Origin of the sequence: Falsigemmobacter faecalis (assembly GCF_003863335.1) — a bacterium.
Classification (GTDB): domain Bacteria; phylum Pseudomonadota; class Alphaproteobacteria; order Rhodobacterales; family Rhodobacteraceae; genus Wagnerdoeblera; species Wagnerdoeblera faecalis.
This window is the reverse complement of the sequence record NZ_RRAZ01000018.1, coordinates 43,386-64,937: the sequence shown is the minus strand read 5'-3', so window position 1 is coordinate 64,937 and position 21,552 is coordinate 43,386. Positions and strand designations below refer to the sequence as shown.

21 protein-coding genes are annotated in these 21,552 nt (G+C 64.3%); 16 read left to right on the top strand and 5 right to left on the bottom strand.

Annotation, left to right across the window (positions count from 1 at the left end):
* Positions 1-31 precede the first annotated feature (31 nt).
* Complete coding sequence (locus EG244_RS13200; RefSeq protein WP_124965463.1) at positions 32-889, top strand: LysR family transcriptional regulator; 858 nt, start codon at positions 32-34, stop codon at positions 887-889.
* A gap of 11 nt (positions 890-900) precedes the next feature.
* Here EG244_RS13200 and EG244_RS13195 read toward each other — a convergent pair whose 3' ends face one another.
* Positions 901-1,863, bottom strand: coding sequence for an NADPH:quinone oxidoreductase family protein (locus tag EG244_RS13195; protein ID WP_124965462.1), 963 nt, complete (start codon positions 1,861-1,863; stop codon positions 901-903).
* A gap of 325 nt (positions 1,864-2,188) precedes the next feature.
* Between EG244_RS13195 and EG244_RS13190 the strand changes: the two genes are divergently transcribed.
* The 11 genes from EG244_RS13190 (at position 2,189) to secD (ending at position 15,107) form a co-directional block, all read left to right on the top strand.
* Positions 2,189-2,551 carry a helix-turn-helix domain-containing protein gene (locus EG244_RS13190; protein WP_124965461.1) on the top strand — a complete coding sequence of 121 codons (363 nt, stop codon included), beginning with the start codon at positions 2,189-2,191 and terminating at the stop codon, positions 2,549-2,551.
* 76 nt (positions 2,552-2,627) lie between these two features.
* Positions 2,628-3,455, top strand: a complete 828-nt coding sequence (gene hisN, locus EG244_RS13185; RefSeq protein WP_124965460.1) for a histidinol-phosphatase — start codon at positions 2,628-2,630, stop codon at positions 3,453-3,455.
* A 52-nt stretch (positions 3,456-3,507) separates the two neighbouring features.
* Complete coding sequence (locus EG244_RS13180; RefSeq protein WP_124965459.1) at positions 3,508-4,452, top strand: FliM/FliN family flagellar motor switch protein; 945 nt, start codon at positions 3,508-3,510, stop codon at positions 4,450-4,452.
* A gap of 1,394 nt (positions 4,453-5,846) precedes the next feature.
* On the top strand, positions 5,847-8,747 hold the full coding sequence (locus EG244_RS13175; RefSeq protein ID WP_124965458.1) for a monovalent cation/H+ antiporter subunit A: 2,901 nt from the start codon (positions 5,847-5,849) through the stop codon (positions 8,745-8,747).
* Entirely contained in the window at positions 8,747-9,088 is a 342-nt protein-coding gene (locus EG244_RS13170) for a Na+/H+ antiporter subunit C (protein ID WP_124965457.1), read from the top strand. Before EG244_RS13175 ends, EG244_RS13170 begins: the two co-directional genes overlap by 1 nt.
* Positions 9,088-10,725 carry a monovalent cation/H+ antiporter subunit D gene (locus EG244_RS13165; protein WP_124965456.1) on the top strand — a complete coding sequence of 546 codons (1,638 nt, stop codon included), beginning with the start codon at positions 9,088-9,090 and terminating at the stop codon, positions 10,723-10,725. Before EG244_RS13170 ends, EG244_RS13165 begins: the two co-directional genes overlap by 1 nt.
* Positions 10,722-11,210: a Na+/H+ antiporter subunit E gene (locus EG244_RS13160; protein WP_124965455.1), complete on the top strand. Its 489-nt coding sequence runs from the start codon at positions 10,722-10,724 to the stop codon at positions 11,208-11,210. The genes EG244_RS13165 and EG244_RS13160 overlap by 4 nt, the downstream gene beginning before the upstream one ends.
* Positions 11,207-11,491 carry a K+/H+ antiporter subunit F gene (locus EG244_RS13155; protein ID WP_124965454.1) on the top strand — a complete coding sequence of 95 codons (285 nt, stop codon included), beginning with the start codon at positions 11,207-11,209 and terminating at the stop codon, positions 11,489-11,491. The genes EG244_RS13160 and EG244_RS13155 overlap by 4 nt, the downstream gene beginning before the upstream one ends.
* On the top strand, positions 11,488-11,904 hold the full coding sequence (gene mnhG / locus EG244_RS13150; protein ID WP_124965453.1) for a monovalent cation/H(+) antiporter subunit G: 417 nt from the start codon (positions 11,488-11,490) through the stop codon (positions 11,902-11,904). The genes EG244_RS13155 and mnhG overlap by 4 nt, the downstream gene beginning before the upstream one ends.
* Before the next feature lie 43 nt (positions 11,905-11,947).
* Positions 11,948-12,334: a hypothetical protein gene (locus EG244_RS13145; RefSeq protein ID WP_124965452.1), complete on the top strand. Its 387-nt coding sequence runs from the start codon at positions 11,948-11,950 to the stop codon at positions 12,332-12,334.
* Positions 12,335-12,446: 112 nt separating this feature from the next.
* Positions 12,447-15,107 carry a protein translocase subunit SecD gene (secD, locus tag EG244_RS13140; RefSeq protein WP_124965451.1) on the top strand — a complete coding sequence of 887 codons (2,661 nt, stop codon included), beginning with the start codon at positions 12,447-12,449 and terminating at the stop codon, positions 15,105-15,107.
* Between the two features lie 39 nt (positions 15,108-15,146).
* Here the strand turns inward: secD and EG244_RS13135 are convergent, their stop codons facing one another.
* Genes EG244_RS13135 through ypfJ form a run of 3 tightly spaced genes read right to left on the bottom strand, consistent with a single transcriptional unit; the run spans position 15,147 to position 16,910 of the window.
* Complete coding sequence (locus EG244_RS13135) at positions 15,147-15,557, bottom strand: PaaI family thioesterase (protein ID WP_124965450.1); 411 nt, start codon at positions 15,555-15,557, stop codon at positions 15,147-15,149.
* 46 nt (positions 15,558-15,603) lie between these two features.
* Positions 15,604-16,059, bottom strand: coding sequence for a phosphatase domain-containing putative toxin (locus EG244_RS13130; RefSeq protein ID WP_124965449.1), 456 nt, complete (start codon positions 16,057-16,059; stop codon positions 15,604-15,606).
* On the bottom strand, positions 16,056-16,910 hold the full coding sequence (gene ypfJ, locus EG244_RS13125) for a KPN_02809 family neutral zinc metallopeptidase (protein ID WP_124965448.1): 855 nt from the start codon (positions 16,908-16,910) through the stop codon (positions 16,056-16,058). Before ypfJ ends, EG244_RS13130 begins: the two co-directional genes overlap by 4 nt.
* A gap of 215 nt (positions 16,911-17,125) precedes the next feature.
* Between ypfJ and EG244_RS13120 the strand changes: the two genes are divergently transcribed.
* The 3 genes from EG244_RS13120 (at position 17,126) to recR (ending at position 19,911) form a co-directional block, all read left to right on the top strand.
* Positions 17,126-18,883, top strand: coding sequence for a DNA polymerase III subunit gamma/tau (locus EG244_RS13120; protein WP_124965447.1), 1,758 nt, complete (start codon positions 17,126-17,128; stop codon positions 18,881-18,883).
* Between the two features lie 70 nt (positions 18,884-18,953).
* The gene (locus EG244_RS13115) at positions 18,954-19,307 is read left to right on the top strand and encodes a YbaB/EbfC family nucleoid-associated protein (RefSeq protein WP_124965446.1); all 354 of its coding nucleotides are present in this window, start codon (positions 18,954-18,956) and stop codon (positions 19,305-19,307) included.
* Between the two features lie 4 nt (positions 19,308-19,311).
* On the top strand, positions 19,312-19,911 hold the full coding sequence (gene recR, locus EG244_RS13110) for a recombination mediator RecR (RefSeq protein ID WP_124965445.1): 600 nt from the start codon (positions 19,312-19,314) through the stop codon (positions 19,909-19,911).
* A 118-nt stretch (positions 19,912-20,029) separates the two neighbouring features.
* On the opposite strand, the gene EG244_RS13105 is transcribed toward recR, so the two are convergent.
* Complete coding sequence (locus tag EG244_RS13105) at positions 20,030-20,788, bottom strand: DUF1013 domain-containing protein (protein WP_124965444.1); 759 nt, start codon at positions 20,786-20,788, stop codon at positions 20,030-20,032.
* Positions 20,789-20,915: 127 nt separating this feature from the next.
* On the opposite strand from EG244_RS13105, the gene EG244_RS13100 reads away from it, so the two are divergent.
* On the top strand, positions 20,916-21,548 hold the full coding sequence (locus EG244_RS13100) for a ribonuclease T2 family protein (RefSeq protein WP_124965443.1): 633 nt from the start codon (positions 20,916-20,918) through the stop codon (positions 21,546-21,548).
* Positions 21,549-21,552: the final 4 nt, after the last annotated feature.

The window sequence follows — 21,552 nt, the reverse complement described above, 5'->3', positions numbered from 1 at the left end:
GGTTTTGACGTGATCCATCAAAGAGTGTGATATGTCCCGCCAGCTTGATCTGACCGCCCTGCGCAGCTTTCTCGCCGTCCATGAAGCCGGGGGCGTGACACGCGCTGCGGGCTTTCTGAATCTCACCCAGTCCGCAGTCTCTATGCAATTGAAACGACTGGAAGATCACCTAGGCATCGAGTTGATGGAGCGCTCGGGCCGGGGGGTCTCTCTGACGGCGGCGGGCGAGCAATTGATCGGCTATGCCCGCAGGCTTCTTCAACTGAATGATGAAGCTTTAGCTAAATTAACAGGACAATCTTTGCAGGGAGAGGTGGTACTGGGGGTGCCCTCAGACATCGTCTACCCGGTGATCCCCGCGGTTCTGCGGCGATTCGCGCATGAATATCCCCGGATGCGAATCCGGCTCGTTTCGTCTTACACCCTGCGGCTTCGGCAGCTTTTCGCGCAGGGCGAATGCGATCTCATTCTGACGACGGAAGAGACGGTGGCGCGGGGCGGCGAAACCCTGCGCAGCCTGCCGCTGATCTGGGTGGGCGCGCCGGGGGGCCAGGCATTCCGGCAAAGACCGCTGCCGCTGGCCTTTGAGATCAACTGCATCTTTCGCACCGGTGTGCAGGCGGCCCTCGATGACGCGGGGATCGACTGGGTGATGGCCTCTGAGGCCGAGGCGACCCGCTCGATCGAAGCTTCCGTGAGTGCGGATCTGGCGGTTCACGCCCTTGTCGCCGGGGCCGAGCCGCGCGATCTGGTGGCGGTCCCCCACGGCGGCAGCCTGCCCGATCTCGGCCAAATTCAGGTTAACCTTTACACCGGACAAAATGAGGCGGCCGAGCCGCTGGCCGCCATCATCCGGCAGGAATACGCGCGCCTGAAAAGCCGCAGCTGATCCCGCAGAAGCTAACCTATTGTCACCACAACCTTTCCGGTTGATTTACGGTTGCGCACCAGGTCCAGCGCCTCCTCCACCCGCTCCAGCGGAAGGTGGTGGCTGATATGAGGGGTAATCCGCCCCGCCTCAAAAAGTGCAAAAAGCTCGGTGAAGCTCTCTTTGATTACCTGCGGGCTGAAGCTCATATAGCCACCCCAGTAAACCCCCAGAACCGTTAAGTTTTTCACCAATAACAGATTTGCCGGGATCTGTGGCACCTCGCCTCCGGCAAAACCCACCGGAATCAACCGCCCCTCCGGGCGCGTGGCGCGCAGCGCCTCGTGAAACGCCGGGCCGCCGACGGTGTCATAGACCACATCCACTCCGCCCAGATCCCGCAGCGCCGCCCGCAGATCCGGGGCCTCGCTGTCGATCACATGCGCAGCCCCCGAAGACTTCGCCCGGGCAAGCTTTTCCCCCCCACGCGCAGAGGCGATCACCCTTGCGCCCATAGCCGCGCCCAGCTCCACCGCCGTCAGCCCCGCGCCCCCGGCGGCGCCGGTCACGAAAAGGGTCTCTCCAGGCTGCAGCCGCGCGCGGTGGCCAAGCGCAACATGCGCCGTGCCATAGCCCACCAGAAAGGCCGCCGCCGTGTCGAACCCCATGGAGTCAGGCAGTTTTACGCAGCGATCCGCCGGAAAAACCCCCGCCTCTGCCAGCCCGCCATCCCGCCCGAAGACCCCCACCCGGTCGCCAGGCGCCAAACCGGTGACCCCCGGCCCCAGCGCCTCCACCACGCCCGCGACTTCCATCCCCAGCGTGAAGGGCAGCGGCGGCTTTTCCTGGTAGCGGCCCTCTGTCAGCAGCAGATCCGCGAAGTTCACCCCACAGGCGCGGATGGCAAGCGCGACCTCACCCGGACCTGGCTGCGGTTGCGGCACCTCGGTTAACCCGAAGGTTCCTTTGAAATCCTGCACCTGAAATGCCCGCATCGCTCACCCTCCGTTCTGCGGCGGCGAGTCTGCCGCGCGGCCTGCGCTTGTCAACCGACAGATGTCCGATCAGGCCGGGAACGCGTTTGAGCAATTTATCGCCAGGTGGGGTATTCCCTCTGTATCGAGCGTTGTTTTTAATTGAATCTATCCCGCTTAAGGCGAATAACCCATACGGGCGAACTAAGAATCCATACATAAGCATATAGCGTTAGAAAAATTAATCGGCGTCAGGTTGAGTTTGTGCGGGAACCATCAGGCTCCGGAGTAGTTTCCATCCCGTATCAGTGCGCCGCGTTCAGGCTCGAAGTTAAGGAGTGTAACAATGAAACATCCCGTGGATGCTCACGTCGGAAAACGCGTCCGGCACCGGCGGTGGATGGTCGGGATGACCCAGCAGCAGCTTGCTGACCGCGTGGGCATCAAGTTCCAGCAGATCCAGAAGTATGAAACCGGGATGAACCGGGTGAGTGCCTCGCGTCTTTTTGACATTGCACGCGAGATGGATGTGCCTGTCAGCTTCTTCTTTGAGGGCCTCGATGGCGGCACCGCCTCGACACAGACCAGCGACCTGCTGGGGGATAAAGAAGCACTGGAACTGGTTCGGGCCTATTACACAATTCCCGAAGCCCAGCGCCGCCGGCTTTTTGATCTCGCCCGCGTCCTCTCTGATTCCAGCGCAGCCTGAGCAGAGACGGCAGCCTTGACCTCGACCCTGCGGCTGCGCTAGCGCGGGCCGCAGAGCGAGCCCAGGGAGTGCTGCCATGACTGACCGCGAGAAGACCACGCGCAACCCCGAAGCCCTGACTGCGCATCTCGCCGTCGCGAATGCGCTGGCAGATGCTGCACGCGTCGCGACCCTTGCCTGGTTCCGCCGACCCAGCCTGAGCGCCGACAGCAAAGAGGCCGACCGCTTTGACCCTGTCACCGAGGGCGACCGCGCCGCGGAAGATGCCATGCGTGCGATCCTGGCCGATCTGCGCCCGAATGACGGGATTTTGGGCGAAGAGCGCGGCCGTGCCGAGGGCAGCAGCGGTCTGACCTGGATCCTCGATCCTATTGACGGCACACGCGGATTTCTCTCCGGCACCCCGACCTGGGGCGTGCTGATTGCCCTTGCGGATGCTGAGGGCCCTTTCGTTGGCATCATTGATCAGCCCTATATTGGTGAGCGGTTTACCGGCGGACCCGGCCTTGCCGAAGTGACTGGCCCACTGGGCACCGCGGCCCTTGCCACCCGCGCCCCCCGCCCGCTCTCTGAGGCGATCATTTTCACCACCTTCCCCGAAGTCGGCACGCCCGCAGAGGGTGAGGCCTTCCACCGCCTCGCCACGCAGTGCCGCCTGCTGCGCTACGGTATGGACTGCTATGCCTATGCGCTGCTGGCCGCCGGACAGATCGATCTGGTGGTCGAGGCCGGGCTTCAGACCTATGACATCGCCGCCCCCATCGCGGTGATCGAGGCGGCAGGCGGCATTGTCACCGACTGGACCGGCGGCCCCGCGCATCAGGGCGGGAGGGTGATTGCCGCAGCGAATGCCGAGATTCATGCGCAAGCGCTGAAAGTGCTGTCGCTCACACCGCGCGCGTAAACCCTTCCGTAACCCGCCGCTGCGAGACTGCCGGCAGTCAGGAGCGGATCATATGGGTGATACTGCGCAGATTCTGCGTCGAAAACTGGCCGCAGCGCGTCCTGCGGATGTGGCAACGGAAACGGCGGCCCGCACGTGGCGCATCGGACTGGCACGCGCCGCGCGCGACCTGGCCGGGTTGCCCTTTGCGCCGGACGATGTCCGCGATGAGCGGCTGTCGCTGGCCGAAGTGCTGGAAAAGCTGCCTGAGCGGTCGTTTTATGCCGTGCTCGAAGGGCCGGGACAGGCGCTTGGGCTGCTCTGCCTCAGCCCGGATCTGGTCTCTGCACTGGTCGAGGCGCAGACCCTCGGGGCCCCGCTCGACGCCTCAGCCGCGCCCCGCCGTCTGACCCGCACGGATGCTGCACTTTGTGCAGGCGTCATTGATGGCGGGCTGCTGTTTCTGGAGACGGGCCTCGACAGCAGCCCCGATCTGGCCTGGGCAGGCGGCTTTCGCTATTCCTCCTTTATTGAGGATGCACGACCGCTGTCGCTCCTGCTTGAAGACCAGCCCTACCGCTGCCTCAGTCTCAGCGGCAGCCTGACCGGCACCAGCCGCACCGGAACGGCACTGCTCTGTCTTCCCGCCGAGGGCCGGGCCATCGCGGGCCGCAGCGCGCCCTCTGCCCGGCCAGCCACCGATCCCGCCTGGAGCCGGGCGTTCACCCATCAGCTTGGCGAGGCAGAGGTGGTGATTATGGCGGTCCTCGCACGGATTGAGCTGTCACTCGACACTTCCATGGAGCTGAAGCCCGGCAGCCTTCTGCGGATCGGTCCCGGTGATCCGCTCTCCCTGTCGCTGACAGGCCCGCAAGGCGATCCCCTCTGCCCTGCCCGCCTCGGCCGTCAGGGCAATCAGCGCGCCATCAAAATCACCACAGCACAGGAGAGTGCAGAGATCAGCGCCACGGACACAGAGGCGACGGCGGGGCCTACGCCAACCCTCAGATCTGCCTGACGAAGACATGCAGCCTGCCCCCGCCGTGCGTCCTCACCTCTTCGCCGGTTCCGTCGTGCAAAGCACGATTGCCCATGGCTCCGAAGATGCGGTCCCCGCCAGCGCCACCGCGAAGGGGATCAACGCCCGCCGTCCCATCTTTGCCGTTGCCACCGTGCAAAGTGCCCTTGCCCAGGCCTCCGAAGATCGGCGGGGGAGCAGGCCGATGCCCAGGTCAGCGCGGCGGCAGCGCAGTAAAGGGGGCCTCCACGCTGCCGCAGAGGAGAGCATCGCCCGCACTGCCCTCAGGCAAACGCCCCTACAGAGCGTATGGAGCCACGGGCCGCCGCAGAAACCAGGGGCCGTTTTGCGCGGGATTTCAACGCGGTGCCGCATGTTCAGATGGTCCCCGATCCTTGTGTCGGAAACGGCGGGCGCGAGAGCGCACATCCGGGTTTGCGCCCATGCCCGGGAGGCGCGCGGGGTGCAGATGCTGACCCCCGGCATCATGGGAATATGGTCAGAAGTGTCGCGATCTGTCATCGGGACGTTCCCCCTCAGACCTGACAGAAGGCGGCGATCGGCCAGAGGGAGGTTGAAATCCGTAAGCGGGCCAAGAGTATAGTTTCGTTGCCTCGGGGGAACTGAGATCGAACGCGGCCTTCGCCCGGAGAAATTGAGCGCAGACCAGCGATCCCCCTGGCGCATCGATGCCTTCAGTGGGCGTTTACAGCCACAATACCCGCAAAGAGGCCGCTCTGCGTCTTCGGGACCCGCCAGTGCATCGCCGGTGTCAGCCTTGATGTGAGGGCCGCGCATGCGATCCTCATAGCAAGGCAAGCAGAGTTTGCCAGCGGAGCACAGGGACACCTTTGCCCGCAAGAGATCTGCACGGCTGCTGGCAGTCGCCCAGGGCACAGGGCCCCGAAGGCGGACACGCCGACCCTACGGCGCTGCATACAAAGATGCCTCGGGCGCGCCAGAGCGGCGTGCAATCCGGACGCTCCCGGGACCCCGGCTTTCTGCCCGGCGTGCCGCGGGCCCCGGATGGGCGGCCCCCCTGCGCAGCGCGGCCGGCGCCAGCGCGAAGAGGCGGGCGAGAGAAAGTGCATCTCTGCAACTTTAGGAAGGAACCGCAGGCCCGCAGCCTGCGGCAGCGCGCGGGACGCTCACGAAAACGGGGGGTTCGTTACAAATCCTTTCAACCCCACAGAAAGTTCAGAAGAATTCCTGCCGAAAAGCGCAACAATCCTGCCGCTCAGGCCTTGCGTCCCGGGGGTGTTATCTTTCATTTAGGGCAAGGCCCTTTTTGATGTTGCGCCGCCCCGTTCTGCCCCTTCGGGTCGGCTGATCCGGATCGGTTTGCCGTCGACGGGATCTGAGATACCGCAAACCACCGGAAGGGACCGCTTCGGATGATCGAACAGAACCTGATCCTGATCCTCGTCGCGCTGCCGTTCTTTGCCGCCATGATCAATGCCACGCTGAATGTCAGCGCGCATCGTGCCGCGGCCTGGAGTTCGGGGTTGTCGCTCGGGGCAGGTCTTCTGATCCTGCTGGCGCTGATGCCACCACTGACCGAAGAAGGGATTTTGCGCTCTGTCGTGCAATGGGTCCCCTCGGTTCGGCTGAACCTCAGCTTCCGGCTCGACTGGTTCTCCTGGAGCTTCACCTTCCTCGTGCTGTTTATCGGCATTCTGGTGGTGATTTATGCGCGGTTTTATCTTGATAAGACCGATCCGGTGCCGCGGTTTTATTCCTTCCTCATGGCCTTTACCGGGGCCATGGTCGGCGTTCTGACCTCGGGCAATATCCTGATGCTGGTGGTCTTCTGGGAGCTGACCTCGCTGACCTCTTTCCTGCTGATCGGCTATTGGTATCAGAACCAGTCGGCGCGGGACGGGGCGCGGATGGCGCTGGTGGTGACCGGCTCGGGCGGGCTGTGTCTGCTGGTCGGTATGCTGGTGATCGGGCAGATTGTCGGCAGCTATGATCTGGACCGGGTGCTGGGCTCGGGCGCGCTGATCACGGCGCATCCGCTTTATCCGGTGGCGCTGGTGCTGTTTTTGCTGGGCGCTTTCACCAAATCGGCGCAGTTCCCCTTCCACTTCTGGCTGCCGGGCGCCATGGCCGCGCCGACCCCGGTGTCGAGCTTCCTGCATTCCGCGACCATGGTGAAGGCGGGTGTGTTCCTGCTGATCCGCTTTCAACCCGCGCTTGGTGGCACCGATCTGTGGTTCTGGCTGGTCTGCGGCACCGGCATGGCCACGCTGACCATTGGCGCGGTGATCGGGCTGTTCCGCCATGACCTCAAGGGGTTGCTGGCCTATTCCACCATCAGCCATCTGGGCCTTATCACCGCGCTGGCGGGGATGGGCAGCCCGCTGGCGCTGGCGGCGGCGATTTTTCATATCGCCAACCATGCGATTTTCAAGGCCTCGCTCTTTATGATGGCGGGGATCGTCGATCATGAGACCGGCACCCGCGACATGCGCCGCCTTTCGGGCCTGCTAAAGCTGATGCCGGTGACGGCGACGCTGGCGATCCTTGGCTCGGCGGCGATGGCCGGTGTGCCCCTGCTAAGCGGGTTCCTGTCAAAGGAGATGTTCCTGGCGGAAACGCTGGCCAGCTATGACGGCAGTCTTTTTGACAGCGCTTTGCCGGTGATTGCAACGGTGGCGAGCCTCTTCTCGGCGGCCTATTCGCTGCGCCTTGTCCATGCGGTCTTCTTTGGTCCGGTGGCCACCGATCTGCCGAAAACCCCGCATGAGCCGCCGCACTGGATGCGCCGTCCGGTGGAGCTTCTGGTGTTTCTCTCGGTGCTGATCGGCGTGCTGCCTGCTCTGACGCTGGAGCCCTGGGTGAACCTTGCGGCGGGTGCGATCGTGGGGCCCGCCTTTGAAGGCGTGCATATCGCGATCTGGCACGGCTTTAACACCGCCCTTCTGATGAGCGTGATTGCGCTTGGCGGCGGTGCGGCGCTTTATCTTCTGGCGGCAAAGGCAATTGAGGCGGGGCCTGAGGGCCCGCCGCTGCTGCACCGTCTGCGCGCGCAGAAGATCTATGAGCGTATTTTGCTGGAAGGCACCTGGAAGATCCCGCGCCTGGTCTATCAGCGCGTGGGCACCGAGCGGCTGCAACCGCAGATCCGTATACTCATGCTGATGGCGGTCATTGCGGGGCTCTATTCGCTCTGGGGGGTGCTGCAGTTCTCGCCCATGCCGCGAATGCATGACATCAATCCGGCCTTCGCGCTGATGTGGATTGTCGGGGCGGCCTGCGCCTCGGGGGCGGCGGTGCAGGCGAAATATCACCGCTTTGCGGCTGTGATCCTGCTGGGCGGTGCGGGTCTGGTGACCTGCGTGACCTTTGCCTGGCTCTCGGCACCCGATCTGGCGGTGACGCAGCTTCTGGTTGAGATTGTCACCACAGTTCTGCTGCTGCTGGGTCTGCGCTGGCTGCCCAAGCGCAACGAAGAGATCCCTGAGGACAAAGAGGTTCAGGCCAAGGCCCGCCGCTTCCGCGATTTCATCATTGCCGCTTTTGCGGGCCTCGGGCTGGCGCTGATTTCTTATGCGCTGATGACCCGTCCGCTGATCCCCAATATCGGCGACTGGTTCCTTCGCAACGCCTATTATGAGGGCGGCGGCACCAATACCGTCAACGTCATCCTGGTCGACTTCCGCGCCTTTGATACCTTCGGTGAGATCACCGTTCTGGCGATCGTGGGTCTGACGGTCTATGCGCTGCTGCGCCGCTTCCGGCCTGCGCCGGAAAGCACTGTGCTGCCTTCGCAACAGGGGCCTTTCGTGGCTGAGGCGCTGAAGGATTATCTGATGATCCCCTCGCTCATCATGCGCTGGATGTTCCCGGTGCTGATGCTGGTGGCGGCCTATTTCTTCTTCCGGGGCCACGATCTGCCGGGCGGCGGCTTCTCGGCCGGTGTCACCATGGCGATTGCGTTCCTGCTGCAATATATCGCCCATAACGTCCGCTGGGTGGAAAGCCGCCTGACCGTGCTGCCGATCCGCTGGATGGGCTTTGGTCTGCTGATCGCGGGGGCGGCCGGGGTGGGGGCATGGCTCTTTGGCTATCCCTTCCTGACGGCCCATGCGCGCTACATTGATGTGCCGCTGATCGGCAAAGTGCCTGCCGCTTCGGCTATGATCTTTGACACCGGCGTCTTCGCGCTGGTCATGGGGGCCACTGTCCTCATGCTGATCGCCATCGCTCACCAGTCGCTGCGGTCATCGCGCCGCCGCGACCAGGCGGGCGAGGCAGAGAAAGACACCAACGCCAGGAAGGAGACCGCCTGATGGAATTCGTGCTGTCCTGCGCCATCGGGATACTCGCCGCCTCCGGCATCTGGCTGATGATGCGCCCGCGCACCTTTCAGGTGATCGTGGGGCTGTGCCTGGTGTCTTATGCGGTCAACCTGTTCATCTTCTCGACCGGCCGTCTGACCATGGGCGCGCCGCCGATCATGCCGAAGGGCTGGTTTGTGAACCCTGCTGCCTATGCCGATCCCCTGCCCCAGGCTCTGGTGCTGACGGCTATCGTCATCAGCTTTGCCACCACGGCGCTTTTCCTGGTCGTCATGCTGGCCTCGCGCGGGTTTACCGGCACCGACCATGTTGACGGGAAGGAGCGCGACTGATGATGGGACTGAGCGATCATCTGATCATCCTGCCGATCCTGATCCCGTTCTTCGCGGGCGCGATCATGCTGCTTTATGATGACCGGCAGCGCAAAGCGAAGCTTGGCATCAGCCTTGTGGCGACGCTGGCGACGCTGGTTGTGGCGATTGAGCTGCTGAACCGCTCTAAGGGGAACGCGCTGTCGGGCGGCAACGATATTGCCTTTTATCTGCTCGGCGACTGGGCGGTGCCTTATGGCATCATTCTGGTGATCGACCGGCTGTCGGCGATGATGCTGGTGCTGACCTCGCTGCTGGCGATCCCGGCGCTGCTTTATTCGGGCGCGGGCTGGCACCGGCAGGGGCAGAACTTCCAGTCACTGTTCATGTTCCTGCTGATGGGTCTGAACGGGGCCTTTCTGACCGGGGATCTCTTCAACCTCTTTGTGTTCTTCGAAGTGCTGCTGGCGGCCTCTTATGGGCTTTTGCTGCATGGCTCAGGCCAGCTGAGGGTGCGGGCGGGGCTGCATTACATCGCGATGAACCTTGCGGCATCGCTGCTGTTCCTGGTCGGCGTGTCGCTGATCTACGGGGTGACCGGCACGCTTTCCATGGCGCAGCTGTCGAACCTTGTGGCCACGGTTCCCGATGCGGACCGACCGCTTCTGCACGTCGGCACCGCCATGCTGGGGATCGCCTTCCTGGTGAAGGCGGGGATCTATCCGCTCTCGTTCTGGCTGCCGACCGCTTATATGGCCGGCTCGGCCCCGGTGGCGGCGATGTTTGCCATTATGACCAAGGTCGGGATCTATATCATCCTGCGCATCACCATGCTGGTCTTTGGCGCGGGCGCGGGCAGCTCTGCCGGTTTTGCGGCGGAGGTGCTGGTGGCACTGGGTCTGGCGACCATTGCCTACGGCAGCTTCGGGGTGCTGGCCTCGCAGGGGCTTGGCCGGGTGACGGGGCATCTGGTGATGATTTCGTCGGGCACGCTTTTGACGGTCAACGGCCTTGCGCTGATGGGCGGCGGCATCGGGATGCTGGCGGGGGCGCTTTATTATCTCGTCGGCTCGACGCTGGCGACCGGGGCGCTCTTTCTGCTGATTGAGCCATTAAGCCGCGAGGAGGGTGGCATTGCCGCCATGCTCGCGCTGACCGCCGATGCCTATGGCCTGGATCAGTCGGATGAAGACAGCACCGAGCAGGACGAGGAAGGCCTCGCCATTCCGGGCGTCATGACCATTCTGGGGCTTTTGTTCGGGGTCTGCCTGCTGATGCTGGCGGGGATGCCGCCGCTTGCAGGTTTTATCGGCAAGCTGGGGATCCTCGGCGGGGCGATGTCGGCCCCTGCCCTGCCTGCGGCGCTGGTCTGGGTCTTTGTGGCGCTGGTGATCGTCTCGGGCCTCGCCTCGCTGCTGGCGCTGGTGCGGATCGGCATTCAGACCTTCTGGGCAGCCGACGGCACGCCGCCGCGGGTGCTGGCGTCTGAGATTGCGCCCATCGGGGTGCTGGCGGGTCTGGTGATCCTGATGACCATCCAGGGCCAGGACATCTTCCGCTATATGGAGGCCACCTCCCGCGCCCTGCACGCCCCCGAGATCTACGTTCAGGGCGTGATTGAGGCCCCCCGCGTCGTTGACGGAGGAGACCGGCCATGATCCGTCTGATCCCGCATCCGCTGCTGTCGCTGGCGCTGGTCTTCATGTGGCTGCTGCTGACCAGCTTTTCGCTGGGGCATCTGGTGCTGGGCGCGATGCTGGGCCTGGTCATCGGCTGGATTTTCCGCCTGCTGGAGCCGGAGCGCCCGAAACTGCGCCGCATCTGGCCGCTGGTGAAGCTCTCGGGCATCGTGGCGCTGGATATCCTGCGCTCCAATATCGCGGTGGCGCGGCTGATCCTGACCCGTGGCCGCCACGGCAAGCGGCGCTCAGAGTTCCTTGAGGTCCCGCTGGAGCTGAAAGACCCCCATGCGCTGGCGCTGCTGGCGATGATCGTCACGGCGACGCCGGGCACGGCCTGGCTTTCGCATGACATGGACAGCGGCATTCTGATCCTGCACGTCTTCGATCTGGTCGAAGAGGATGACTGGCGCACGCTGATCCACAACCGTTATGAGACCCTGCTGATGGAGGCCTTCGGATGACAACCGGTCTGATCCTCTGGCTCGCGCTGACCTGGGCGCAGATCGCGCTGGCGCTGGCGGCCTGTTTCTCCTGCCTGCGCCTCTTTAAGGGCCCCCGCGCCCAGGACCGCGTTATCGGGCTGGATACGCTTTATTTCTGCGCCATGCTGATGCTGGTGGTGACCGGCGCAAGGCTGGGAACCCCCTTCTTCTATGAGGCCTCGATGGTCGTGGGCGTGGTGGGCTTTGTCGCCACCGTGACGGCGGCGAAATTCCTCATCCGCGGTGAGGTGATCGAATGAGCACGACCTATCTTGAGACCTTTCCCTGGTGGATCGCCCTTCCGGCCGCGTTCTTTATGGTCGTCGGCTCCACGCTGGCGCTGCTGGGCACCATCGGGCTCTGGCAGCTGAAAAGCTTTTATGACCGGCTGCATGCGCCGACGCTGGTTTCCAGCTGGGGTGCGGCGGCGATCCTGATCGGCTCGGTGCTTTTGTTCAGCTGGGGCGGCAGCCGCCTTGTGATCCACGAACTGGTGATCGGGGTCTTCCTTTTGGTCACCACGCCGATCACCCTGATGATGGTGGGCCGCGCCGCGCTATACCGCGACCGCGTCGCAGGCTCGCGCGAATTGCCCGAGCATCTGCACCTGCATGAGCCCGCCCCCCCTGAGGCCGCGCCTGCCGCTGCCCTGCCGGAGCGCAAAGCTGACTGAAACGGCATTTGCCAAAAAGGGCCGGATATGCGACTTCGGTCCCATGACGCGCCCGACCCCCCTGCTGCGGACGGCCAGCCCCCGGACAGTTCTGTCCGGGCTTCTGGTGCTGCTGCTGATGCTGGTCTGGCAGTTCGGCCCCGGCCTGCGTCTTTCGCGCACCGCCGGAGGGGCTGAGCGTGTCACCACGGTGCTGCGCACCGCGCTGCCGCCCGAGGCGGTGAAATCCCATCAGATCGCGCCCGCCGCCCGCTCGGGCGATGACGGGCTGCCGGAGGATCTGCCCTTCGCGGGGCTGCTGCCGCCGAGCAGCAGGGGCGCAGACCACCGCCCCCTGACGATCCGTGCCGCCGCAGAAGCTGAGGCCCGCCCGGCCAGCCGCCCGCTGCGGCCCGCTGTCCGCGCCCCGCCGGTTTTGCACCGCGCCTGACTTATTTTGCCCCTTATCACTGTGAGGGGCCCCGCCATATCCGCCGACCCAGAACCTGCCGCCAGGGGCCACAGCGCCCTCGCGTCCGGCCTTCGATTTACCGGAGTGCTCAATGCACAAGACCGCTCTCTGGAAGCGCCTCATTATTTGGGGGCTTTGCCTTTTCGGCCTGCTTTTTGCGATGCCGAACGCCTTTTATACCCGCGTCGAAACCCATAACGACGCCCATCTTGCCGTTGAGAAAGGCGAAAGCCTGACGCCTGAGCAGGTCGCAGCGCTTGACGACTGGCCGTCCTGGCTGCCCTCGGGGCTGGTCAACCTTGGCCTCGATCTGAGGGGTGGTGCGCATCTGCTGGCCGAAGTTCAGGTCACGGACGTGTATCAGGCCCGTATGGACAGCTTCTGGCCGCAGGTCCGCGACCGTCTGCGCGATATGCGCGATCAGGTCGGCGGCGTGCGCCGTCAGACCGCGGCCCCGCATGAGCTGCGCATTGAGCTGCAAAACCAGGAAGGCGTCCAGGCGGCTGTTGCCTCGATCCGTCAGCTCTCGACCCCGGTGGTCAGCCTGACCGGCGTGGGCCAGAACGACATCGAAGTGCGCGCCGAGGGCAAGGTCCTGGTCGTCTCGCTGTCGGAGGCCGAACGCGCCGCCATGGATGAGCGCACCATCGCGCAATCCCTTGAAATCATTCGCCGCCGCGTGGATGAAGTCGGCACCCGTGAGCCGACGATCCAGCGCCAGGGCGCCGACCGGATCCTGATCCAGGTCCCCGGCATCGGCTCGGCGGCAGAGCTGAAAAGCCTGATCGGCACCACCGCGAAGCTGACCTTCAACCCGGTTCAGGGCTCTGCCCGCGGCCCGGATGAAGTGGCGCCCCCCGGCTCCAAAGTCCTGCCCTCGATGAATGAGCAGGGCGTTTATTACATCATCGAGACCGCCCCGGTCGTCACCGGCGAAGAGCTGGTCGATGCCCAGCCGTCTTATGACCAGAACGGCCGCCCGGCGGTGAACTTCCGCTTTAACCCCTCGGGGGCGCGGACGTTCGGCGATTACACGGCGGCCAATATCGGCCGTCCCTTCGCCATTGTGCTCGATGAGCAGGTGATCTCGGCCCCGGTCATCCAGAGCCATATTCCTGGCGGCTCAGGCATCATTTCGGGCAATTTCACCCTGGAAGAAAGCACCGAGCTGGCCATCCTGCTGCGGGCAGGCGCCCTGCCCGCGGGCATGACCTTCCTTGAAGAACGCACCATCGGCCCGGAACTGGGCCAGGATTCGATCGACGCCGGCAAGCGCGCCGCCATCGTCGGCACCATTGCCGTCGCGATCTTCATGGTGGTGATCTATGGCGCCATGGGCGTCATCGCCAATGTGGCTCTGATCATCAACGGCGTGCTGCTGATCTCGATGCTCTCGCTGCTGGGGGCGACGCTGACCCTGCCGGGCATCGCCGGGATCGTGCTGACACTCGGCATGGCCGTGGACAGTAACGTGCTGATCTTTGAGCGGATCCGTGAAGAACTGAGGGCCGGAAAAGCCGCAGGCCGCTCGATTGAGCTGGGCTTTGACAAAGCGCTTTCGGCCATTATGGACGCCAATATCACCGCCGTGATCACGGCTGTGATCATGTTCGCCATCGGCTCGGGCCCGGTGCGCGGCTTTGCGGTGACCTTTGGTCTGGGCATCCTCACCACGATGTTTACGGCCGTCTATGTCACCAAACTGCTGATGTATATCTGGTTCACCCATATCAAGCCAAAGCGCGTCAGCGCCGATGGCGTGATCCGTCTGGTGCCCGATGACACGAAGATTAACTTCTTCCGCTGGCAGGGCGTGACCTTTGGCGGCACCGTCGGCGTCATGGTGGCAGCAATCCTGATCACCCTCACCATGGGGCTGAACTTCGGCATCGACTTCCGGGGCGGCACCACGATCCGCACCGAGTCCACCCAGCAGGTGAATATCGCCGCCTACCGCGACGCTCTGCATGAGCTGAACCTTGGCGATGTGAATATCTCGCAGGTGTTTGACCCCGCGTTCCGCGCTGACCAGCATGTGGCGATGATCCGCATTCAGGCGCAGGACGGCGCAGAGGCGGTGACGCCCGAAGTGATCGCTGCCGTGGAAGCTGCGGTCAAAACCGCCGATCCGCAGGTGATGATTGCCTCGGTGGAATCGGTCGGGCCCAAGGTCTCGTCTGAGCTGATCTGGCTGGCCATTGGCGCGGTGGCGGCAGGCTCTGTCGGGATCCTGATCTATATCTGGATGCGCTTTGAATGGCAGTTCGCCATTGGTCTGGTGGCGGCCTGTCTGCATGACGTGGTCATCACACTGGGGATCTTCTCGCTCTTCCAGATCCGGTTTGACCTGACCATCGTGGCGGCCCTGCTGACGATCCTTGGCTATTCGGTGAACGACACCGTCGTCATCTTCGACCGTCTGCGCGAGAATATGGCGAAATACCGAAGCATGGCGCTGCGCGATCTGATGAACCTGTCGACCAACGAGACGCTCGGGCGCACGGTGATGACCTCGGCCTCGACGCTGCTGGCGCTCTTTGCGCTGCTGTGGTTCGGCGGCGATGTGATCCGCGGCTTCGTCTTTGCGATGATCCTCGGGGTGATTCTCGGCACCTGGTCGACGCTTTATGTGGCAAAGAACATCGTTCTTTACCTCGGTGTGGACCGCGGCGACGACAGCGAGGGCGGTGAGGGTCCGGCGAAGAAGCCGAAAAAACGCCTCGACCACGAATTCGCAAATATCGACGCATAAGGAAAAGGCCGGGGACTTCCCCGGCCTTTCTCTTTGCCCTCAGCGGTCCAGCACCATCTGTGTCTGGGTCACTTTGGCCGCCAGCCGCCCGTCCTCCAGATAAAGCGAGACCTCCCAGACCATGGTGCGCCGCCCGATATGCAGCCCCCGCGCCACGGCGCGCACCTTTGTGCCCGCCGGGATCGGCCGGAAGAAATTGGTCTTGCTCTCCATGGTGACGGTATATTGCCCCGGTGCCATCTGCCGATAGGTCGCGGTGCCCGCAACATTATCCGCCAGCGTCATGATCGCCCCGCCATGGAGCATCCCGTTGCGGTTGGTCAGCTCTTCGCGAACCACAAGCTCCGCCACCACCTCATCGCTGCCATTGGCCTCAATCGTGCGGATATCAAGCAGCTTCGCGAAAGGCGGCTGCGCCAGTGCGATGGTCTCATCTGGTGTCAAAGTCATGAAAGTCCCCTCTTCGCGCGGCAGTATTGCCCCGACAAAGCCGGTGTCAATCCAAGGGAGCCAGCGCCCAGGCCATCTGCGCCCCGGTCTCAATCGCGCAGGGCCGCACCGCGCGCAGACGCGCCAGGGCCACCTGCCCCTCCTCGCCGGCCATCCGCATCAGCCTGAGCGCAATCATACCAGAGCGCCCGCAGCCGCCCATGCAGTGCAAAGCCAGATGCCCGCCGCCCCGCAGATGCGCCAGAGCCTGCTGCAGCACCCCACAATCCCCCTGCGGCACATCAAAGTCCCGTATCTCAAGCCGCAGATGCCGCAGACCCGCTAAAGCAGCCCGCTCCCCCAGATCCGCAAGACCAGCCCGCGCCTCTTCCTCCGGCTCGGTCAGGCTCAGCAGACAGCCCGCCCCCGCAGATGCCAGCCCCGCCAGCCCCTCCGCCGCCGGCAGCGGCGAAAGCGACAACCGCCCCCCCGCCACTTCCAGCGCCGCCGCAGGCCAGATCACAGCCGATCCGTATTAAAGGTATCACAGGCTGCCATTTTCCCCGCCTCATAGCCCCTGGTGAACCAGGAGGCCCGCTGCGCCGAACTGCCATGGCTGAAGGTATGGGGCTGCGGCACCCGCCCGGCGCGCCGCTGCAAAGTATCATCCCCGATCTGACGCGCCGCAGTGATCGCCTGCTCAATATCCCCGGGCTTCAGCAGCGAATTCACCGATTTCGCCCAGACCCCCGACAGACAATCCGCCTGCAGTTCAGTGCGCACCGACAACTGGTTCGACTGCACCTCTGAGGCCCGCGCCCGCGCCTGATTGACCTGGCCCAGAATCCCCAGCTCATTTTGCACGTGATGCGCCACCTCATGGGCAATCACATAGGCCGCCGCCAGCTCCCCCGGAGCCCCCAGCTCCCGCGAGAGCGTGGCAAAAAACGCCGTATCCAGATAGGCCTTCTGATCGCCCGGACAGTAAAACGGCCCCGTCGCCCCCGAAGCCCCCCCGCAGGGCGACTGCGTCACATCAGAAAACAGCACCAGCTTCGGCGGCCGGTAGCTCTGCCCCAGTTCCTGCTGAAACCGCGCCGTCCAGACATCCTCAGTGGTGCCCAGAACCTGGCTGACCCATTGCCCCACCTGCTGTTCTTCCTGGCTGAGCGGACGGTTCTCACTCACCTGATCCCCCCCGCCGCCCTGCATCCCGTTCAGCAGCGGCGTCACATCAATCCCGGTGAAATAACCGATCGCCAGAACCGCCAGCAGCGCCACCCCCGAGACACCCCCCACAGCGCCACCGCGCATGCCACCCCGGCCCCGCCGGTCTTCCACATTGCGGCTCTGCCGCTGCCCGCCAAATCGCATCTCATCCCCCGGAACAACGGCGCAATAATTGCCCGGGAAACCCCCGGCAGCAACAGGGGTTCCGCCGCCCGCCTCCGGCTTTGGCTTTTAAAAATACTCCCGGGGGTGCGGGGGCAGGCAGCCCCCGCTGCGACGCCGCCACCACGGGCGCGCTCTGGACCCTGGCCCCCCCGGGCTCTAGACTGCAGATCACCCCGAATCCCGAAGGACCCCGGATGACCGAGACCCCCCGCTACCAGGTGCTGGCCCGCAAATACCGCCCCGAGACCTTCGCGGATCTGGTGGGCCAGGATGCCATGGTGCGCACCCTCAAAAACGCCTTTGAGGCGGGCCGCATCGCCCAGGCCTTCATCATGACGGGGATCCGGGGCACCGGCAAAACCACCACGGCACGGATCATCGCCAAGGGGCTGAACTGCATCGGCCCCGACGGCCAGGGCGGTCCCACCACTTCGCCCTGCGGCGCATGCGAACACTGCAAAGCCATCATCGAGGGCCGCCACGTTGATGTCCTTGAGATGGACGCCGCCTCGCGCACCGGCGTGGGCGATATTCGCGAGATCATCGATTCGGTGCATTACCGCGCGGCCTCGGCGCGCTATAAAGTCTATATCATCGACGAAGTGCATATGCTCTCGACCAGCGCCTTCAACGCGCTGCTGAAAACCCTCGAAGAGCCGCCGCCCCACGTCAAATTCATCTTCGCCACCACCGAGATCCGCAAGGTCCCGGTCACCGTGCTCTCGCGCTGTCAGCGCTTTGATCTGCGCCGCATTGAGCCCGAGGTGATGATCGGCCTGCTGCGCAAAATCGCCACCTCTGAGGGCGCTTCCATTTCAGATGCGGCCCTCGCGCTGATCACCCGCGCGGCCGAAGGTTCGGCCCGGGATGCGACCTCGCTTCTGGATCAGGCGATTAGCCATGGCGCGGGGGAGACCGGCGCCGATCAGGTCCGCGCCATGCTGGGCCTTGCCGATCGTGGCCGCGTTCTTGATCTTTTCGAGATGATCATGAAGGGCGATGCCGCCGCCGCCCTCTCCGAGCTTGGCGCGCAATATGCCGATGGCGCGGATCCCATGGCGGTGCTGCGCGATCTGGCGGAAATCACCCATTGGATCTCGGTGCTGCAGGTCACGCCTGATGCCTCGGATGATCCCACCGTGCCGCCCGAAGAGCGCACCCGCGGCCTTGATCTCGCCGGGCGTCTCTCGAAACGCTCCATGAGCCGGATGTGGCAGATGCTGCTGAAAGCGCTCGAAGAAGTGGCGCTGGCCCCCAATGCCATGATGGCCGCTGAGATGGCGGTGATCCGCCTGACCCATGTCTCGGAACTCCCCGACCCCGGCAGCCTGATCCGCCAGCTGGAAGTGCTGAAAGCCCGGCCCGGTGGCCTCGCAGGCGCCCTGGGCGGCGCGGCCCCGCAGGGCGGCGGCGCAAGGATGCAGGCCGCGCCCATGATGCCCGCAGGCGCAGGCCAGGGCGGCTTTGGCGCGATCCATGCCTCAGGCGCGGCCACGGCGCTGGCTCAGGCGCGGATGCCCGTTATCACCTCGGTCGCGCAACTGGCCGAGCTGATCCATGAGCGCCGCGATATGAAGCTTTATCTCGAGGTCAAGGCCTGCCTGCGCCCGGTGCGCTTTGCGCCTGGCCGCATTGAGTTTCAGCCGACCCCGGATGCGCGCCCCGATCTGGCCGCCCGCCTTGCCGCCTCGCTGCAGCGCTGGACCGGGCAACGCTGGGGCATCTCGGTCACCGGCTCGGGCGGCGGCGCGACGCTGGACGAAGAAGAAAACGCCGAACTGATGGCCGCCAAAGCCGAAGCCGCGGCCTATCCGCTGGTCCAGGCCGTGCTGAGCGCCTTTCCCGGCGCGGAAATCCGCAAAATCCGTCCGGCCTCTGAGCTGGTGGAAGACGCCGCCGTGGAGGCTCTGGCCGAGGTTGAGGACGAATGGGACCCCTTTGACGAAGACTGAGGCCCCTGCCCTTGTGAGCAGGCCCCAGGCACCGTATCTGCTGCAGAGCAACTGACGAAGGGTGATCCACATGTTCAAAGGTCTGGGTGGTCTGGGCGGCCTTGGCGATATGGCCAAAATGATGAAAGCCGCGCAGGAAATGCAGGGCAAGCTGGCCGAAATGCAGGAAGAACTGGCCAGCCGCACCGTCACCGGCGAAGCGGGTGCGGGTCTGGTGAAGGTCACGGCCACCGCCAAAGGCGAAGTGCAAACGCTTGATATCGATCCCTCGATCCTGGTCGCCTCGGAAAAGGAAGTGGTCGAAGATCTGATCCTCGCCGCGATCCGCGACGCGCAGACCCGCGCGCAGGATGCACAGCAGCGCGAGACCGAGAAAATGGCGGAATCCCTCGGCCTGCCCCCGGGCATGAAGCTGCCGTTCTGAGCCGATGTCCGGGCCGCAAAGCGATATTGAGGCGCTGATCGGGCTGATGGCGCGGCTGCCGGGGCTGGGGCCGCGCTCCGCCCGCCGGGCGGTGCTGCATCTGTTGCGCAAGCGCAGCCTGCTGATGGCCCCGCTGGCCGAGGCCATGGCGCGGGCGGCCCGTGACACCCGCAACTGCGGGATCTGCGGCAATCTCACCGCCGGAGAATTCTGCGCGATCTGCCAGGACCCCGCGCGCAGCGACCGCGAGATCTGCGTGGTCGAAGAGGTCGCCGATCTCTGGGCCATGGAAGCGGCGGGGATTTTCCAGGGCCGCTATCATGTGCTCGGCGGCCGGCTCTCGCCGCTTGACGGCATCGGCCCCGAGGAGCTGCGCGTGCCCGATCTGGTAAAGCGCGTCACCATCAAAGCCAGCGATGAGGTGATCCTGGCGCTCTCGACCACGGTCGATGGCCAGAGCACGGCGCATTACATCGCCGATGCGCTGACGGGGACCGGGGTCAAAACCTCAACCCTCGCCCAGGGCGTGCCGGTGGGCGGTGAGCTGGACTATCTGGATGAGGGCACCATCAGCGCCGCCCTGCGCGCCCGCCGCAGCTTCTGACACGGTTCCGGAGAGCTTCTGAGGAGAGCTTCTCACAGCAGCAACAGCTAACGTCATCCCACCAAACAAAAAACCCGCGCTGACAGCGCGGGTTTCTGATCAAAAAGGGATCCGCGTCTCAGCGCAGATCGTCCTCGTCTTCGTCATCCGCCGCATCATTCGGCAGGTTGAAGAAGCTGTCCGCATCGGAGTAATCCGCCGCCGATTTGCTGTCTTTCTCTTCCGAAGCACCGCCGAAAAGGGCCTGGAGGTTCGCTTCATCCGAGATGCGGGCCTCAGGCGCCATGCCCAGCGAGGTCTCGGTCGAGACGAGCTTGCGACGCTCATCATCCGACATCACGCCGCCTTCGAGGGCTTTCTTCTTCACCGCGATCTGCACCTGAGCGTCGAGTTCGGACTGACGGCAAAGGCCCAGCGCCACCGGGTCAACCGGGGTGATATTCGCGATGTTCCAGTGGGTCCGCTCCCGGATCTGCTGGATGGTCGGCTTGGTGGTGCCGACCAGCTTCGAGATCTGGCCATCCGAGAGTTCCGGGTGGAACTTCACCAGCCACAGGATCGAGGCCGGGCGGTCCTGGCGCTTCGAGAGCGGCGTGTAACGCGGGCCACGGCGCTTTTCTTCGCCCACGGCAGCGGCGTTGAACTTCAGCTTCAGCTTATGCAGCGGGCTGGCTTCACCCTTGGTGATTTCCGATTGCTCAAGCTGGTTGTTGGCAACGGGGTCAAAGCCCTTCACGCCACCTGCAACGTCGCCGTCTGCGATGCCCTGCACTTCCAGCTCATGCATTCCGCAGAAATCTGCGATCTGCTTAAAAGTCAGCGTGGTGTTTTCCACCAGCCAGACGGCGGTCGCCCGGGCCATCAGCGGCTTTGTCATCGGATCACTCCTTTACAAATCTCTCCCGGGCCGGGAAAACGGCTGCGCACCCTGGGGTCCGCCGAGTCCTCGTTTTCGGGGAATTGACGACCCGTATACCCGCGCAACCTGATATAGGAAAGAGAAAATGCGTCTTTCAGCCCTGCTCGCCGCCCTGCTGCTCTCTGCACCCGCTGCGCAGGCTGATGTGGCGGGAGAGTTTGACTATTATGTGATGGCGCTCAGCTGGACGCCGAACTGGTGCGCGCTTGAGGGCGATAAACGCGGTGAGGCGCGCTGCGCGCGGGGCGGCGGTCACGGCTGGTCGCTCCACGGCCTCTGGCCGCAGCATGAACGGGGCTGGCCGGACTATTGCCGCACGCGTGAGCGCGACCCTTCGCGCGCCATGACGGCCTCGATGGATGACATCATGGGATCGGCGGGGCTGGCCTGGCATCAGTGGAAAAAACACGGCCGCTGCTCGGGGCTGTCGGCCCGCGCCTATTATGATCTGAGCCGGAAAGCCTATACCTCGGTGCAGATGCCGGAGGTGTTTGAAAAGCTCGACCGCGCGGTTCAGCTGCCTGCCCGCGTGGTCGAAGAGGCTTTTCTGGAGGCCAATCCGGGATTTCGCCCGGAAATGGTCACCGTGACATGCCGCCGTGACGACATTCAGGAAGTGCGTATCTGTCTGACAAAAGACCTCAGTCCCCGGACCTGTGGTCGTGATGTCAGCCGCGACTGCAGCTTAAGCAAAGCCAATCTGGCTCCGCCCCGCTGATGTC